This is a genomic window from Pasteurella sp. P03HT, from assembly GCF_054052285.1.
This window is the reverse complement of the sequence record NZ_JBSIUM010000006.1, coordinates 15,965-32,456: the sequence shown is the minus strand read 5'-3', so window position 1 is coordinate 32,456 and position 16,492 is coordinate 15,965. Positions and strand designations below refer to the sequence as shown.

Here is a 16,492-nt window from a genome sequence, read left to right as displayed (position 1 = left end):
TCATTTGAGGGGAATTTTCTAGGAAAAAGAAAATGAGTAAATTTTTGACCGCACTTTTTATCGCTTTCGTTGCCGTGGGAGCACAAGCAAAACAGGTGATTTTGCATACTAATTTCGGCGCAATTAAAATTGCCTTGGCACAAGACAAGGCGCCTATTTCGAGTCAGAACTTCCTTGAATATAGCCAAGCAGGTTTTTATGACGGTACTATTTTTCATCGTGTTATTAATGGGTTTATGGTGCAAGCGGGTGGATTTGATCGTGAGATGAAACAAAAGAAAGCCCATTCACCGATTAAAAATGAAGCTAACAATGGATTGAAAAATTTACGTGGTACCGTTGCGATGGCACGTACTTCTGATCCCCATTCAGCAACATCTCAATTTTTTATTAATACCGTTGATAATGCGTTTTTAGATTTTAGTGCTGAAACTGCGCAAGGTTGGGGCTATGCTGTCTTTGGTCAGGTGATTGAAGGCATGGATGTGGTTGACAAAATCAGTCAAGTTGAAACAGGGCGTTCAGGTTTTCATCGTGATGTGCCAAAACAACCTGTCGTCATTCAATCCGTGTCAGTAGAATAAGCGGCAGCTTACATGAACTGCTTAAACAGCCTGTTTGATTGGCTGTTTTTTATTAGGAATCGCGATGGCATTTTTTGATACCCATACTCATTTAGATTATTTGCAGCGTGATACGCAAATCCCGCTAGAACAATTGCTAGCACAGGCTTTGCAGGTCGGTGTGAATAAAATTTTGCTGGTTGCGGTATTAGCTAAAGATTTTGAAACGATTGAGAACATGGTGGCTGCCTACCCTAAACAGCTGTACTATGGATTAGGGTTGCACCCCTTGTATATTGAACAACATTCTCAACAGGATCTTGATGTCTTGGCAAGTAAATTGACTAATCACAATCCAAATTGTACTGCCATTGCCGAAATTGGATTAGAACGTGGTGTTGCTGAGTTGCTAACTGATGCACTTTGGCATAAGCAGTGTCAGTTTCTAGAAACACAACTGTATTTAGCACAACAACATGATTTACCTGTCAATTTACATTCTCGTCGTGCTCATGAACATTTATTCTCTTTTCTAAAACGTATTCGATTAACGCGATGTGGTGTGATACATGGTTTTTCTGGGAGTTACGAGCAAGCTAAACGCTTCGTAGATTTAGGCTATAAAATTGGTGTCGGTGGCACGATTACTTATCAACGCGCAAACAAAACCCGTGATACGATTCGTCGATTACCCTTGGATTGTTTAGTATTAGAAACAGATTCTCCCGATATGCCTGTATTTAGCTTTCAAGGACAAGCCAACCGCCCTGAACGTGTGGTTAATATCTTCCAACATCTATGTCAATTAAGATCAGAAACACCAGAAAAAATTGAAGAAACAATTTGGCTGCAAAGTATCAAGCTTTTTGCTTCTTAGCCATTTTGTAATCCACTTTATAAGATCTGGTTTATTTAAATCGATAAATCATTTGATTTGATGAACCGCGCCAAGCTAGGCTGGGATCTGCCTTGTCCTGTTCAAACTTACCATCAATCAAGACATCAATATACGGCAAAATTTGACGCTGTATGGCATTCAGTTCTTGTAATTGGTAACCTGTCCAGACCCACAGATCTTTGTCTGGACAGGCTTGTTTCAATCGTTTAACAAAAGGGAGTAGAGTAGACAGATTATCAGGGTGAAGGGGATCGCCCCCTGTTAGCGTCAGTCCTTGACGTTTAATTCGAGTGTCTTTTAGGTCTCGTAAAATTTGTTCTTCCATGAGTAAGTCAAATGGGCGACCTGCATGAAAGGACCAGCTTTTTTTGTTGTAACAGCCTCGACAAGCATGCGTACAGCCACTGACAAACAAGGTACAGCGTGTCCCCTCACCATTCACAATATCAGTAGGATAATATTGAATATAGTTCATTTTATTGACTTGCTATCTCACTTAATACCATCAACATGATTGATTGTCTGTTCTTGCTAGGTTACAAATGTTTCACGCGTCGTTTGACTTCTTCTTGTTTACCCGCATTAAATGGTCTGGCATCAGGACTACCAAGGTACCCGCAAACACGACGTGTCACTGAGACTTTTTCACTGTCATGATTGCCACATTTTGGACAAGTAAAACCTTTACTGGTACAGTCAAATTCCCCCGTGAAACCACATTCATAACACTCATCAATAGGGGTATTCGTGCCATAGTATGGAACTCGATCATAGCTATAGTCCCACACGTCTTCCAATGCTTTCAAATTGTGCTGGATATTCGGGTATTCACCATAGCAAATGAAACCGCCATTAGCTAATGGGGGATAAGGCTGTTCAAAATCGATTTTGTCGTATGGATTGACTTTTTTCTCGACATCTAAATGATAGCTATTGGTGTAATAACCTTTATCCGTGACCCCTGGGATAACGCCAAATTGTTTGGTATCTAAGCGGCAGAAGCGATCACATAAGTTTTCACTTGGTGTGGAATAAAGGCTAAAAGCGTAACCTGTTTCAGCTTTCCATTGTTGTACTGCATGATTGAGGTATTGCACAATTTCAATCCCTTTTTGACGCAACTGTTCATCATCATAAATATGTTTATTTCCATATAAGGCATTGATTGTTTCATGAATACCAATATAGCCTAATGAAATCGATGCTCGTCCATTTTTAAAAATCGGTGCGATATTATCATTTGCTTTTAAACGTACACCACATGCACCTTCCATATAAAGAATTGGGGCGACGCGTGCTTTAGTATTTTCCAAGCGTGCGATTCGAGTCATTAACGCTTTTTTTGCAATTGCAAGGCGCTGATCTAAAATATGGTAAAATGTAACCGCACTTTGTTCAGGCTGCCGACGTGTCGCCTCAATCGCAATTCGTGGTAAGTTCAAACTCACTACGCCAAGATTGTTACGTCCATCATGTTGTTCTTCTCCCTTTTCGATATAGACACCGAGAAAACTGCGGCACCCCATTGGTGCTTTGAATGAGCCTGTCACCTTAACTACTTGTTCATAGTTGAGAATATCTGGGTACATGCGTTTGGAGGCGCATTCTAAAGCCAGTTGCTTAATGCTGTAGTTGGGGTCTGTTGGAGATTGATTGACCCCTTTTTTAATCGTGAACACTAATTTCGGGAAAACTGGGGTTTTATGATTTTTCCCTAGACCACGTAAACGATTTTTTAAAATAGCACGTTGGATTAATTGTGCTTGCCAGCTCGTACCAAGTCCAAAGCCAAATGTCACAAAAGGCGTTTGACCATTTGATGTGTGCAATGTATTGACTTCATATTCTAAGGATTGAAAGGCATCGAAACACTCTTTTTCAATCAACGCGTTAGCATAGCTCTCGGCGTCAGGTACTTGCCATTGTGCTGCGATTTTGAGGTGTTTTTCATAGCTGAGTTGGACATAAGGCGCTAAGACCTCATCAATGCGATTAATTGTGGTACCGCCATAAATATGGCTTGCGACTTGAGCAATGATCTGGGCGGTCACGGCAGCTGCAGTGGTAATCGATTTAGGCGGCTCAATTTCCGCATTCCCCATTTTAAACCCATGATTTAACATGCCCTTTAAATCAACGAGCATACAGTTAAACATTGGAAAAAAAGGGGCATAATCAAGATCATGGTAATGAATTTCCCCTTTTTCATGTGCCTCTACGACATCTTTAGGCAAGATATAGCGTTTAGCATAATGTTTCGCCACAATTCCCGCTAACAAATCACGTTGTGTCGGAATGACTTTAGCATCTTTATTGGCATTTTCATTTAACAGCTCAATGTTACTTTGTTGAATTAGCCCCTCAATTTCTTTTGTTAAAAGGCTACGTTTTTCACGAGCAAGATCACGATCATGGCGATATTCAATATAAGCACGTGCAATTTCAGGATATTGGCTTGACATCAAATGATTTTCTACAATGGTTTGGATATGGCTAATATCAATTTCTTTTTGGTAATGAGTAAAAATATGCTCAAATACGTGTTGTCCAATCTGGTGGCAGTAACGTTCATCATCGATATTGACTGCTTGTGCTGCTTTTTTTATCGCATTGATAATTCGCTGGATTTCAAAATTTGCCCGTGAACCATCGCGTTTAATAACCAAGAAAGTTGACATAATGTTTACCCCATTTTCCTGTGACCTAAAGAACGAAGGTACTATATATAGGAGTAATTTTATTTTCAACCACAATATATTGTGGTTTTTGTTATTTTTTGGTTAAAAATGAGGAGGATTAAGGAGATTACTCTTTGGTTTTATTAATAAAATGCTGAAACTCATTTGATAATTATTCTCAAATATATTTTATCAAAATGTGATCTAGATCAAAGAATAGATGAGGGGATGCTAAGAAAGAAAACCAGCCTGAGAGCGTGCTCTCGGGCTGGTTTAAAAGGAAATACACGATCGGATTATTTTGCTTCAAGTGTTAATGGTTTACCTTGATATTCACCTGTTAAGCTTTCTAAGAAAGCGGTGATATCCGCAATATCTTGTTTCGGTAAGTCTTTACCACTTTGATAATGTAACATGATACGTACAGCTTCTTGCAAGTCGCTAGTTCTCGCATCGTGCATATAAGGCGCAGTTAATGCAATATTACGTAATGTTGGTACTTTAAACTTATGCATATCAGCAGGGTCTTGCGTATGTGCGAAGCGACCTTGATCGGCATCTGTTAATGGTGTTCCTCTTGCAGCAAAATAGTCATCAAATAGACCCATATATTCAAAAGATTGTCCACCCATTGCTACACCCACATGGCATGTATCGCATTTGTTTGCTTTAAATAATTCATAACCACGCACTTGTTGCGGCGTCAATGCATTTTTATCCCCTTTAAGATAGCGGTCAAATGCACTATTTGGGGTGATTAAGGTTTTCTCAAATTCAGCGATCGCGTGGGTTATTGTCGCTTCATTGATTTCAGGGTAAACAGCTAAAAATTGTTGCTTAAAGTGCTCGTCTTGTTCGAGTTTCGCCACAATTTCATCCCAGTTTTTAGAGCCCATTTCAACAGGGTTGAGTGGTGGACCACCTGCTTGTGCAGCAAGATCCTGAGCACGACCATCCCAGAATTGTAAGATATTAAATGCAGCGTTATAGACGGTTGGTGCATTAATGCCACCTTTTAATCCATCAATCCCCACAGAGACAGCCAAACCATCTGTTCCACCAAGCTTAAGTTGATGGCAAGTATGGCATTGGATAGTGCCATCGCCAGATAAACGCCCATCGTGGTATAACATATTACCTAAAGCCACTTTTAATGGATCCGTATCGAGTTTATCTGGAATTGGTTGTACAAGACGATTTGGATCCGTTCCCTCTGTATTGGCGGGTAAGAAGTGCGCTTGACGTTCTTTTCTAATCCAATTTAAGACTGTGGCTTTTTCTTCTGCGTCAGGACGAGAGCCCCAATGCACATGAATAAATTTTGAAATTGGCATTTCATCGTTGCTTAATACTTGTTCCAATTTCGCTAAACTCACTTCGGATACTTTACTTGGATCTTTTAAGCCATCCAAAATATCATTGAGCAAGAATACACGTGTACCTTTTTGAATATCCTCTTGCATAATTTTATCTGCAATAGGGAAATTTGCATAGAAAGGCAATTCGGCGTTAGAAGTATGGCAATATTGACAACCATTATCATAGAAGACTTTAGCGACTTTTTGTGCTTCTCCTGATAACTGTGTTTGTGCTAACAAGGTTTCAGCTTGCTCTTTATCATAAACATGAACATAGCCCACCGTTCCTAAAAAACCTGCTGTTGCTAATGCAATGGCAGATAAGAATATTGTTTTAATTTTCATAGATAAGCACTCCTCTCATCACTGTGCGTGCTTATATTAGCATCACAAAGTGTAAGGAAATATTGATCTGGAATAAGAAATTTAATTTGCTTAATCTATTGAATCAATCAGTTTTCCCAATTGAAAAAAGAAGAAGAGGAGAAAAAATGGAAAGTAAAGATGACTTTCCATTTCTGAATATTTTCAATGAGTTGAATGTATTATGCTTGGAATGGATCACGTAAGATCATGGTTTCGACACGATCTGGACCCGTTGAAAGAATATCTACTGGAACACCAGTGACTTCTTCAATACGTTTTACATAATTACGGCATGCTTCAGGGAGCTGAGCAACATCAGTAACCCCGAACGTATTTTCTTTCCAACCTGGCATAGTTTCATAAATTGGTTCAACACCTTCCCAGTCTTTTGCGGCAAGTGGCGCATATTCAACGATATCACCATTTGGCATTTTGTAAGCGACGCAGATTTTGACTTCATCGAAACCATCTAATACATCCAGTTTTGTCATACAAAAACCTGAAATGGAGTTTAATTGGATCGCACGGCGAATCGCGACGGCATCAAACCAGCCACAGCGACGTGGACGTCCTGTCACTGCACCAAATTCATTTCCTTTACGTGCAATTTCTGCACCGACTTCATCAAATAATTCTGTTGTGAATGGACCGCCACCGACGCGTGTACAGTAAGCTTTTATAATACCTAATACATAGTCAAGGTTGCGTGGACCAAAACCCGCACCTGTCGCTACACCACCCGCTGTCGTATTTGAGCTAGTGACAAATGGATAAGTGCCATGGTCGATATCTAACATTGTACCTTGTGCACCTTCAAATAAAATATTGTCGCCATTTAAACGTGCTTGGTCTAAGATGGTGGTTACGTCAGCAACCATACCTGTAATGATATCTGCAACAGCCATGACATCATCTAACGTTTTTTGGAAATCAACAGGCTCAGCTTTATAGTAATGCACTAATTGGAAGTTATAGTAGTCTAAAAGGTTTTTTAATTTTTCAGCGAAAGCAGCGCGATCAAAGAGGTCTCCCACGCGTAAGCCACGACGTGCAACTTTGTCTTCATAAGCAGGACCAATACCACGCCCCGTTGTCCCAATTTTGTTTTTACCGAGTGCGGCTTCACGAGCATGGTCCATCGCAACATGATAAGGAAGAATTAATGGGCATGCTTCTGAAATTAATAAACGTTCACGTACATGAATACCACGACTTTCAAGCTCCCCCATTTCTTGCATGAGTGCGGCTGGTGAGAGGACAACACCGTTGCCGATTAAGCAGGTCACATTCTCACGTAAAATACCAGATGGAATTAAACGAAGTACGGTCTTTTCACCATTGATAATTAAGGTGTGACCTGCATTGTGTCCTCCCTGATAACGCACCACGTATTTGACGCGATCAGTGAGTAAATCAACAATTTTTCCTTTACCTTCGTCGCCCCACTGTGCACCTAAGATAACAACACTTTTTCCCATAGTATTTTCCGCCTTTAAGCCTAGTCTATAAATAAAATGAACAACGGATTACTTTACTATTTTCTGACGCTAATCTCAATGCTATTTACGTTTTTATTTGGTGATTCATAAATGGAAGGAGAAAAGAAAAGTGCGGTTAAAATATGGATTCTTTTTTAACCGCACTTTGATGGTTAAGTTATTCAAATAGTGCTTGGTGCAGGGCTGAAACAATATCATCAGCATTGTTATTATGGACTAATATACAAATATTATTCGTACTTGCGCCGTAACAAATAGAACGGATATTATAATTTTCTAGGGTATCGAAAATACGTTTGGCAATGCCAGAAGAAGTATGCAATTCATTGCCAATTAATGCCACTAATGATAAATCGCTATCAATTTTTACGCTACAAAGTTTGCTTAATTCATCAATCAGCTCGGCAGAAAGTAAGCTTGTACCAGATGAGGCAGAGCCTGTTTTATCTAAGGTTAAAGCAATGCTCACTTCTGATGTAGTGACAACATCGACAGAGATTTTATATTTTGCCAAAATAGTAAAAACTTTCGCTAAAAAGCCTTGAGCATGTAGCATATTTAAGCTTGATAATGTTAAAAGCGTTTGATCTCGACGTAATGCAATGGCGCGAAATGTCGGTCTTGGCTGAGGATCACGTGTTACCCATGTGCCACCAGCTTCTGGCGCTTTACTTGACCCAACATAAACAGGGATATTGCTGCGTACTGCAGGGAGTAGTGTTGCGGGATGTAATACTTTTGCACCAAATGTCGCCATTTCCGCGGCCTCTGAAAAACTCATGGTATCGATGCGTTTTGCGGCAGGGACGATACGCGGATCGGTAGTATAGATCCCTGCCACATCAGTCCAAATTAACACATCTTTAGCATGTAGTACTTCAGCAAGTAAAGCAGCTGAATAGTCGCTGCCACCGCGTCCTAATGTTGTAGTTTTCCCTTGCGGATCACGTCCAATGAATCCTTGTGTGATAATCAACTCACCGCGATCAATCAGAGGTTTTAGCATCTGGTCACTGTTTTTTTGTGTTTTTTCATCATCGGGAATGGCTTTACCAAAATGACTGTCCGTGGCAATGATTGTTCGCACATCTACCCATGTTGCTGAAGTATTTAATTCTCGTAAGATTTCGACAAAAATCAGAGAGGACATCATTTCACCTTGGCTAATTAATTCATCTGTCAGTGCCAATGAGGTTGCTAAGCTAGCGGCTTCTGCAAGTGATTCAATATTCGCAAGGAGTTTTTCAATTTTGGGGCGGACTTCGCGGTCATCTTTTAATTCATTAAGAATATTTTCTTGAATTTGACGGACTTCATTAAGGCGTTTTGCCCGTTCGTGACTATCACAACCATTGGCGAGCGCAACCAACAAATTGGTGACACCCGCTGAAGCGGATAGGACAACAACACGCGTGTTCGGATCATGAATGACAATTTTAGCGGATGCTCGCATCGCAGCATAATTCGCAACGCTTGTTCCGCCAAATTTTGCAATAGAGAGGTGAGACATGAGTGGCTCCTTTCAAATTATTGTTATGATGTTGTGTGAAATGAAACAAATAACGATTTATAAAAAAATTGTCAAATAAATTCTGTAAAAATGTATTTGATAAGATGAACGTCTCCCATTTTTATGTGATTAGCTTCTTGAGGTGTAGTCTCCCGTACAAACCCATTTATAAGTCGTTAACGCCTCTAAGCCCATCGGACCACGTGCATGCAGTTTTTGGGTGCTAACCGCTACTTCGGCGCCTAAGCCAAATTGTCCACCATCCGTAAAGCGCGTACTTGCATTGATATAGACTGCCGCAGAATCTACTTGTTTGACGAATTGTTGTGCAAGTTGTTGTGAACGAGTTAAGATGCCATCAGAATGTTGGCTGCCATATTCACGAATATGTTCAACAGCTTCAGCTAAGTCTTCGACAATGACCACATTTAAGTCATAAGTAAGCCATTCTTGACGTAATTGTGATTCTTGTAGCGGTTCCACATTGGCATGCACCGCTTGCAAGAGAGAAAGTGCGGTAGGATCTGCATGGAATTTGACAGGTTTGCTGTGTAATTGCGCTGCAAGTTTAGGTAAAAAGTGCGCTGCAATAGTGCGTTGTACTAATAGCGTTTCTAACGTGTTACACGTGCTCGGACGTTGAGTTTTCGCATTGTCAATTAGCGGTAACGCTTTGTCTAGATCCGCACTTTCTTCAACAAACAAATGACACACACCAATTCCTCCAACAATCACGGGAATTGTTGAATGTTGTTTACATAGTTCGTGTAAGCTCGCGCCTCCGCGAGGAATGATCATATCGACATAACGATCTAATTTAAGTAATGCCATCACTAACGCGCGATCAGGATCCGTAATGGCTTGTACCGCATATTGTGGGAGACCTGATTGCGCCAGTGCTTGTTGGATAACCTCAACTAAGATTTTGTTAGAGTGCTGTGTTTCTTTACCTCCACGTAAAATCACGGCATTTCCAGTTTTTAAGCATAGGGTGGCGACATCGATTGTGACGTTTGGACGTGCCTCATAAATGGTACCGATTACTCCAATTGGCACTCGAATGCGTTCTATTTTCAGCCCACTGTCTAGTACCCCACCATCTATCATTTTCCCAACAGGATCGGGGAGAGTCATCACATGGCGGACATCGTTTGCGATGCTGATTAGGCGTGCTTTAGTAAGCAATAAACGATCAAGAATTGCTTCAGATAAACCTTGTTGTTTTGCTGCAGTAATATCTTTTTGGTTCGCAGCAAGAATGGCATCGGCTTGTATTTCAAGTTGGTCTGCAATCGCTTGTAGAGCATTATTTTTTTGTTGTTGAGAAAGCTGTGATAACACAAAAGCTGCATGCTTTGCTTGTTTTCCCATTTTTTCTAAATCGAGACTCATTGTGTTTATTCCTTATTATTTCTTCCATTTTGTTTTTTGCGGTAATTTATCATGGTTATCCTGTTTTGAGAGCGTTTGTTCTTGGTAGTCAAACACTGGCAGTCCCCATTCAAAATAAATGGCTAATAATCGAGCGATAAAGCCACTAATTAATGTGATAATAATGACGAGGTTTTGATCGAGGTTGAGGTGTTGTAGACCAATATAAATACTGGTAGCAATTAACGCAATGCTTGCATAGAGTTCTTTTTGAAAAACCAATGGGATACGATTACACAATAAGTCGCGTAATACCCCACCGAATGCACCAGTAATAATGGCGGCAATCGTTGCGATCGTAAAGCCATGTCCCATATCTAACGCAATTTGTGCGCCAATTATGGAAAAAACGATTAAACCTAATGCATCAAGGACCAAGAAAACGGTATGAAAATAACGCATGAATCGACGAATAAAGGGAACGATAAAGACAGTGAGAACGGCAGCACCCGCGACAATGAGAAAATATTCAGGATTTTTTACCCAGCCAAGCGGGTAGTGCCCTAATAAGACATCGCGCACTGAGCCGCCACCAATTGCTGTCATTGATGCAATGATGATTACGCCGAAAATATCCATTTTTTCACGCCCTGCAGCCAGTGCGCCAGTAATCGCTTCAGCGGTAATACCAATAATATATAAAACACTTAACAGCATAGTTGTCCTTAAAGTGCGATTCAAAATGGCATTATTTTAGAGGGGAATCGACTAAAAGAATAGGAAATTTTGACCGCCGTTTTGAATTCTTGCATAATTGGCAAATTCATTTTCTTGAGGTTAGGTTCATTATGTCAGAACAAAAACAGTCCCCTTTTTTAACCGCACTTTTTTCGCTTTTACCAATCGTCTTGTTGTTAGGCATTGATTTTTTTGCGTTATTTTTACAAACTCAAGCTAAAGCCATTTCTCATCTTGGTTTTGCAGTATTAGTCGCACAACTGATTTGTCTATTAGTTTTCTCTAAAGGGCAAATTTGTCCAGGTCAACGTTCACGTTTACGCCGAGTTAATGGGTATTTTGCGTTATTTTGGGGAGTATGGTTTTTCATCAGTGTATTCTCTAATTATCATTTGATCTTCACTGATATGATCAGTTTATGTGGTATCGCATTAGTTCTCGGCGCTTGGCATCAACCACAAGATATACAATTAAGACGGTCTATGTTGATCATGGCGAGTATCATTGGTGTCTTGGGTTGTGTGTGTTATTTGTTGATGTTTATCGAAATACCGCGGGTTTCTGTGGCGCAATATAATCTTTTTGCACAGGGATTAGTGGGGCTGATTCTAGCGAATCTTGCTTTAGTGATATCACGTAATCGGCTGCAAGGTTTAATTGCATTATTCCCTTTATTGATGTTAGTCACATTATTGCTGAATGCAGTTAGTACATTGGGTTTATTATTTTATCTATTAAATTCGGTGAGTTATGTGAATGAATTCGCTTGGCTTCTGTATTTTGTCTTACATCTTGTTATTGCTGGTGTAATAGGCTTGCATATCTTTAAACAATGGACATTGGGTTACCAAACTTTGTTCTTTTTATTGTTTCTTTCCGCCTCATTGCCATTATGGGCGAACTTTGCTTATATTGTTTGATTTTAAATCAATTGAGCTGTCAACAAAAACGGGCGCCAATCCACGCCCGTTTTTTTGATCTTCCTATCTTATTTAATGATAGAGAATGAAGGTACCGAAGAAAACAGTCATTAAAGCAAATGCCATTGGCAGTGCCGTACGCTTAATTAAGTCAAATGGTGACACGTTAGCGACACCTGAAACGGCGACAATTACTGCGGTAATCGGTGACATACTTCGTGCGATACCTGCCACTAATTGCATCGGTAAGACCATTAAGACTGGTGAAATACCTAATCCCGTAGCCACTTTAGGAGCAAGGGCAGCAAAGGCAAAGAACGGCGCGTTACCTGAACCCATGACGATAGCGGAGAGTGCAATGATTAACACCATGACTAACGTCATCGAGAAGACACCGAAGCCAACAGTTTGAGCGCTTGAAATAATCGTATCAATAGCGCCTACTGCGGTTAAGCCTTTCGCAAAAGTTTCACCTGCGACAATTAAAGTTACGACTGCCGCAAATTGTTTGCCCATACCATCGAAGAACACTTGCATTTCAGCAAAGACCTGTTTCACGTCTTTTTTTCTGACAAATTCAAATAACATGGCGATAAACAAGCTGATGATCATCGCCGTTGCAACGTTCATTTTGATACTGCTGATCAGCAATTTGCTGAAAGTTAAAATAAGGACAAGGGGGAGGAGCGGTAATAAAATGTAAAGAGTTGGGATTGGTTGGGTGGACTCGTTTTTGTTTTCCACTTTTGTGTCTGTCTCTGTACCATTATCCATGACACTTCCACCACCAGTTAAAGCTTGTTTTTTATCAAACCATTTTTGTACAAAGAAATGGGAAGTGGCAATGACAAGCATAGTGATAATTGCTAATTTAAGTTGGTATCCAACAAAATACTCAGCAATATCAATGTTAGCTGTTTTGGCCGCGAGTACTGCGTTACCTGACGCAGGTCCTAAGTCTAAACAAGCTGTCGTTGCAATGAGGGCAGCGGCGCCTTCTCTGCTGACCCCAAGATTGACGAGAATAGGGAAGATTGTCAGCATGAGTAAAAGCCCAAGTCCAGAAGCACTAGGAATAAACACATTGAGAATTTGTCCGATGATATACGCTAATGCAAGGACTAAGTAAGGAGCTTTAATAGCATTTAATGGTTTAACTGCAACATTGACGAGTGCTTCGCTGGCACCAATTTTATCCATATAACGAGCGAAGCCCCCGACTGCCATGATCATTAAACCAAGATCGGCAGCACGAGTACTGAATAAGTTTTTGATAAATTCAAAAATATCGAAACCGACCCAACCCGTTGATTTATTTGCAGGTAATATTTCTCCAAGTCCGAATAGTACCGCAAAGCACATTAAAATAATCCCGCCACAGAGTAAAACAAATTGGGCTTTATATTTTTTTACGATCAGGTAGCCAACAAGAAGAGTGACCACTAATCCTAGTAAAAGTCCTAACATAAGTATTCTCCTTTATTTTTGGGTACAATATTTCACGACTTCACTGACTAACTTTATTCTTGGTTCAATCGAATCAATGTTGAGGTACTCATCTGGGCTGTGCCATTTTCCTCCACTTGGTCCCATTCCATCAATCACTACCGCGCCAAGTGCGGCAAAAAAATTACCATCAGAGCCACCAGCAGTGGATTCCCATTCTGCTTTGATACCAAGCTTGTTTTTAATTTCATCTACTGCCGCACAGAATTTCAAGCCTGCTTCTGTACGACGCCAAGGTGGACGAGTAATCCCACCTGATACTTTGATTTTGACGCGTTCTTCGGTGACAGTATCATGGAGCGCATAAATAACTTGATTTAACCGTTCACTTTCTTCAATGGAGGTAAAACGGCAATCAATCTGTGTTTTAACATAATCAGGGACTGTATTAGGTGTGGTACCACCTTCTACAGTACCAATATTCATTGTTGTGCCTTTTTCTGGTGCAGTACTATTCAGCAAGTCTTGTGCAATACGAATAAACGCATTAATCGCGTTTGCACCATTTTGAGGGTCTACTGCAGAATGGGCAGATTTACCTAAAAATTCAATCACATACTTACCGATACCTTTTCGCTCATTTACCAGATTACCATTAATTCGTGCGGCTTCGAGAATAATGGCATAGCGGGTTTTTCGCGCAAATTGTTCTAATAATGGACGGGAATAAATAGAACTGATTTCTTCGTCAGGATTGAATAACACACATACTTTGGCATGTTGTAACGCTTTTTCTTCCGTCAGCGTTTTACACGCATAAAACCCAGCAAGCAAGCCTGCTTTCATATCTGCAATGCCAGGACCAAAGGCTTTATCACCTTCAATTTTGAATGGTCTTTCCCTGACAGTACCAGTTTTAAACACGGTATCCATATGACCAGATAAAACAACATCGAATTCATCAGATAACGTGTTTTTACAAACTAATGCAGATCCGACTTTTTCATCTAGAAAATGTTCTTCGACTATCCAACCAATAGATTGAAATTTTTGTTTAAAAAAGGCGACAACTTTTGATTTACCAACAGGATCGTAGCTATAGCTATCGATATTGACGAGAGATTCAAGATCTTTAAGAAATGAATTTAATAACATAGACTTTTCCTTCTTACATATGACTTCAACCAAATCAAATTAAAAAGCAAACAGCACAATATTACTTAACCTAAATACTTACATATTGTTCGTAGAAATAGCAATTTAATCTGAAAGGAAATAATGATATTTGTGGGAAGGATCACATAAATTTAGCAAACTGACATCAGTTTATGATGAGAAAGGGGATAAAAGGAAGAAAAGGAAGAAAAGGAAATACGTTAACCTGTTTAATGAAATAATGTGAAGATAGCTATTTGAATGTTTTGATGTTTTATTGAGCTTTTTTATCTGGATACAGTAATTTTACTCCCATCATCAAAAATAATTTCTTTAGCAATAATCGTGACTTGAATTGGATTTTTAGGATTTAGCACAAGTGGCCTATTTTTTTGTGGAATACTACTGATTGGAACGGTTTTTGCAATGGTCTGATAGCTCCTTGGGGCAAGAGAAGACTCAAAAAAAATTGGTAAATCATGCGTATATAGAAAATTAGAATCAAGAATATAAACGCTATTCCATAAGATTGTTTTGATCGATTTATCACTTAAATTCTCGACACGATACGTCATTGCCGCTAGATCATGATTGTTATCCTGAGTGATATAGCGTTGAGCAGGCGTAATACGCACGGTTTCATTAAATTGTTTGATCGATTGTAGTTCTTCTTGGCTTTGTCCTGTTGTTATTGCTGAAACGTTTTTTTCACAACTCCATAGTAAAAATGGCGGTAATGTAAGAGCTCCCAGAATTAAAAGTTGTTTGACGTTCACAGCGACCTTTCCTAAAGTTAAATGAAATACTAAAATTTTAAGGTTATTTTTTGTGCTGCTTATGATAGGGAATGAAAGATAGCCCGTCAAATTAATCACGGGCTCTTTTAATTACTTTACATTCAACTGAATTCAGCCATAAAATCTTGCGCTTTCTTGACCATTTCTTTGGAACCAATGAAAAGTGGTACACGTTGGTGCAATGCGCTTGGTTTGATGTCTAAAATGCGTTGATGTCCATCTGTGGCTAACCCACCAGCTTGTTCTGCAAGAAATGCCATTGGATTTCCTTCATAGAGTAAACGTAATTTACCATTTGGATAATTGGTTGCGCTCGGGTAAATGTAAATTCCGCCTTTGAGCATATTACGATGGAAATCAGACACTAATGAACCGATGTAACGTGAAGTATAAGGACGACTTGTAGCTTTGTCTTCTTCTTGACAATATTTAATGTATTTTTTCACACCATCAGGGAATTTGAGGTATTGCCCTTCGTTGATAGAGTAAATTTTACCATTTGATGGGATTTGAATATTCTCATGAGACAAGCAGAATACGCCTAAAGAAGGATCGTAAGTAAAACCGTTTACGCCATTTCCTGTGGTATACACTAACATGGTGGAAGAGCCATACACGATGTAGCCAGCAGCTACTTGGCGATGACCTGGTTGCATAAAATCTTCAAGTGTAACAGGGGTACCAATTGGTGAAACACGGCGATAAATTGAGAAAATGGTTCCGACTGCAACGTTCACATCAATGTTTGAAGAACCGTCAAGTGGATCCGTTAAAATCACATATTTTGCATTGCGTCCACGTTCTGTATCAAAAGCAACGAAGTTTTCCTCTTCTTCTGACGCAAAACCTGCGACTTCTTCACGGCTAATCAAGGCTTGTTTCATTGTGTTATGAGCGAATAAGTCTAGCTTCATTTGAGTTTCGCCTTGCACGTTTTCTGTACCTGATGCACCCAAAATATTATTTGTTAACCCTGCTTTATTGATGTCACGGTGAATGACTTTAGCGACTAAACGAATTGAAGAGAGAATCCCACTTAGCTCACCTTTCGCATTCGGATATTCAGCTTGTTTTTCAACAATAAATTGACCCAACGTTTTCATAATTTTTGTCCTTGCTATTAATAAATTTTACTCATGTAATGAGTTGATTTATTATAGCAACCTTAGGTTTTTCATAAAAAAGTCGAATGT

Annotated in this window: 14 protein-coding genes; 3 read left to right on the top strand and 11 right to left on the bottom strand. The window is 39.7% G+C overall.

The features are described from left to right. Positions 1–32: 32 nt before the first annotated feature. Entirely contained in the window at positions 33–584 is a 552-nt protein-coding gene (locus tag ACWIT3_RS06155) for a peptidylprolyl isomerase (RefSeq protein WP_457161892.1), read from the top strand. A gap of 64 nt (positions 585–648) precedes the next feature. Further along, a complete protein-coding gene (locus ACWIT3_RS06150; RefSeq protein WP_457161891.1) occupies positions 649–1,440 on the top strand; it encodes a TatD family hydrolase in 792 nt (263 codons plus the stop codon). Positions 1,441–1,471: 31 nt separating this feature from the next. Here ACWIT3_RS06150 and nrdG read toward each other — a convergent pair whose 3' ends face one another. The 7 genes from nrdG to ACWIT3_RS06115 all read right to left on the bottom strand — a co-directional run bounded on the left by nrdG (position 1,472) and on the right by ACWIT3_RS06115 (position 10,960). Next, positions 1,472–1,936, bottom strand: a complete 465-nt coding sequence (nrdG, locus tag ACWIT3_RS06145; protein ID WP_457161890.1) for an anaerobic ribonucleoside-triphosphate reductase-activating protein — start codon at positions 1,934–1,936, stop codon at positions 1,472–1,474. A 61-nt stretch (positions 1,937–1,997) separates the two neighbouring features. After that, positions 1,998–4,139, bottom strand: a complete 2,142-nt coding sequence (nrdD, locus tag ACWIT3_RS06140; protein ID WP_457161889.1) for an anaerobic ribonucleoside-triphosphate reductase — start codon at positions 4,137–4,139, stop codon at positions 1,998–2,000. Between the two features lie 296 nt (positions 4,140–4,435). Beyond that, complete coding sequence (locus ACWIT3_RS06135; protein WP_457161888.1) at positions 4,436–5,842, bottom strand: cytochrome-c peroxidase; 1,407 nt, start codon at positions 5,840–5,842, stop codon at positions 4,436–4,438. Between the two features lie 200 nt (positions 5,843–6,042). Then, complete coding sequence (gene purA, locus ACWIT3_RS06130; RefSeq protein WP_457161887.1) at positions 6,043–7,341, bottom strand: adenylosuccinate synthase; 1,299 nt, start codon at positions 7,339–7,341, stop codon at positions 6,043–6,045. A gap of 178 nt (positions 7,342–7,519) precedes the next feature. After that, positions 7,520–8,872 carry a lysine-sensitive aspartokinase 3 gene (gene lysC / locus ACWIT3_RS06125; RefSeq protein WP_457161886.1) on the bottom strand — a complete coding sequence of 451 codons (1,353 nt, stop codon included), beginning with the start codon at positions 8,870–8,872 and terminating at the stop codon, positions 7,520–7,522. Between the two features lie 129 nt (positions 8,873–9,001). Further along, positions 9,002–10,264, bottom strand: a complete 1,263-nt coding sequence (gene proA / locus ACWIT3_RS06120) for a glutamate-5-semialdehyde dehydrogenase (protein WP_457161885.1) — start codon at positions 10,262–10,264, stop codon at positions 9,002–9,004. Positions 10,265–10,279: 15 nt separating this feature from the next. Continuing rightward, complete coding sequence (locus ACWIT3_RS06115; RefSeq protein ID WP_457161884.1) at positions 10,280–10,960, bottom strand: trimeric intracellular cation channel family protein; 681 nt, start codon at positions 10,958–10,960, stop codon at positions 10,280–10,282. A gap of 131 nt (positions 10,961–11,091) precedes the next feature. On the opposite strand from ACWIT3_RS06115, the gene ACWIT3_RS06110 reads away from it, so the two are divergent. After that, positions 11,092–11,901 carry a hypothetical protein gene (locus ACWIT3_RS06110; RefSeq protein ID WP_457161883.1) on the top strand — a complete coding sequence of 270 codons (810 nt, stop codon included), beginning with the start codon at positions 11,092–11,094 and terminating at the stop codon, positions 11,899–11,901. Positions 11,902–11,973: 72 nt separating this feature from the next. On the opposite strand, the gene dcuC is transcribed toward ACWIT3_RS06110, so the two are convergent. The 4 genes from dcuC to fbp all read right to left on the bottom strand — a co-directional run bounded on the left by dcuC (position 11,974) and on the right by fbp (position 16,402). Continuing rightward, a complete protein-coding gene (gene dcuC / locus ACWIT3_RS06105; RefSeq protein WP_457161882.1) occupies positions 11,974–13,368 on the bottom strand; it encodes a C4-dicarboxylate transporter DcuC in 1,395 nt (464 codons plus the stop codon). Between the two features lie 12 nt (positions 13,369–13,380). Continuing rightward, the gene (locus ACWIT3_RS06100) at positions 13,381–14,502 is read right to left on the bottom strand and encodes a M20 family metallopeptidase (protein WP_457161881.1); all 1,122 of its coding nucleotides are present in this window, start codon (positions 14,500–14,502) and stop codon (positions 13,381–13,383) included. Positions 14,503–14,789: 287 nt separating this feature from the next. Further along, complete coding sequence (locus tag ACWIT3_RS06095; RefSeq protein WP_457161880.1) at positions 14,790–15,278, bottom strand: hypothetical protein; 489 nt, start codon at positions 15,276–15,278, stop codon at positions 14,790–14,792. Between the two features lie 122 nt (positions 15,279–15,400). After that, on the bottom strand, positions 15,401–16,402 hold the full coding sequence (gene fbp / locus ACWIT3_RS06090; protein WP_457161879.1) for a class 1 fructose-bisphosphatase: 1,002 nt from the start codon (positions 16,400–16,402) through the stop codon (positions 15,401–15,403). Positions 16,403–16,492 lie beyond the last annotated feature (90 nt).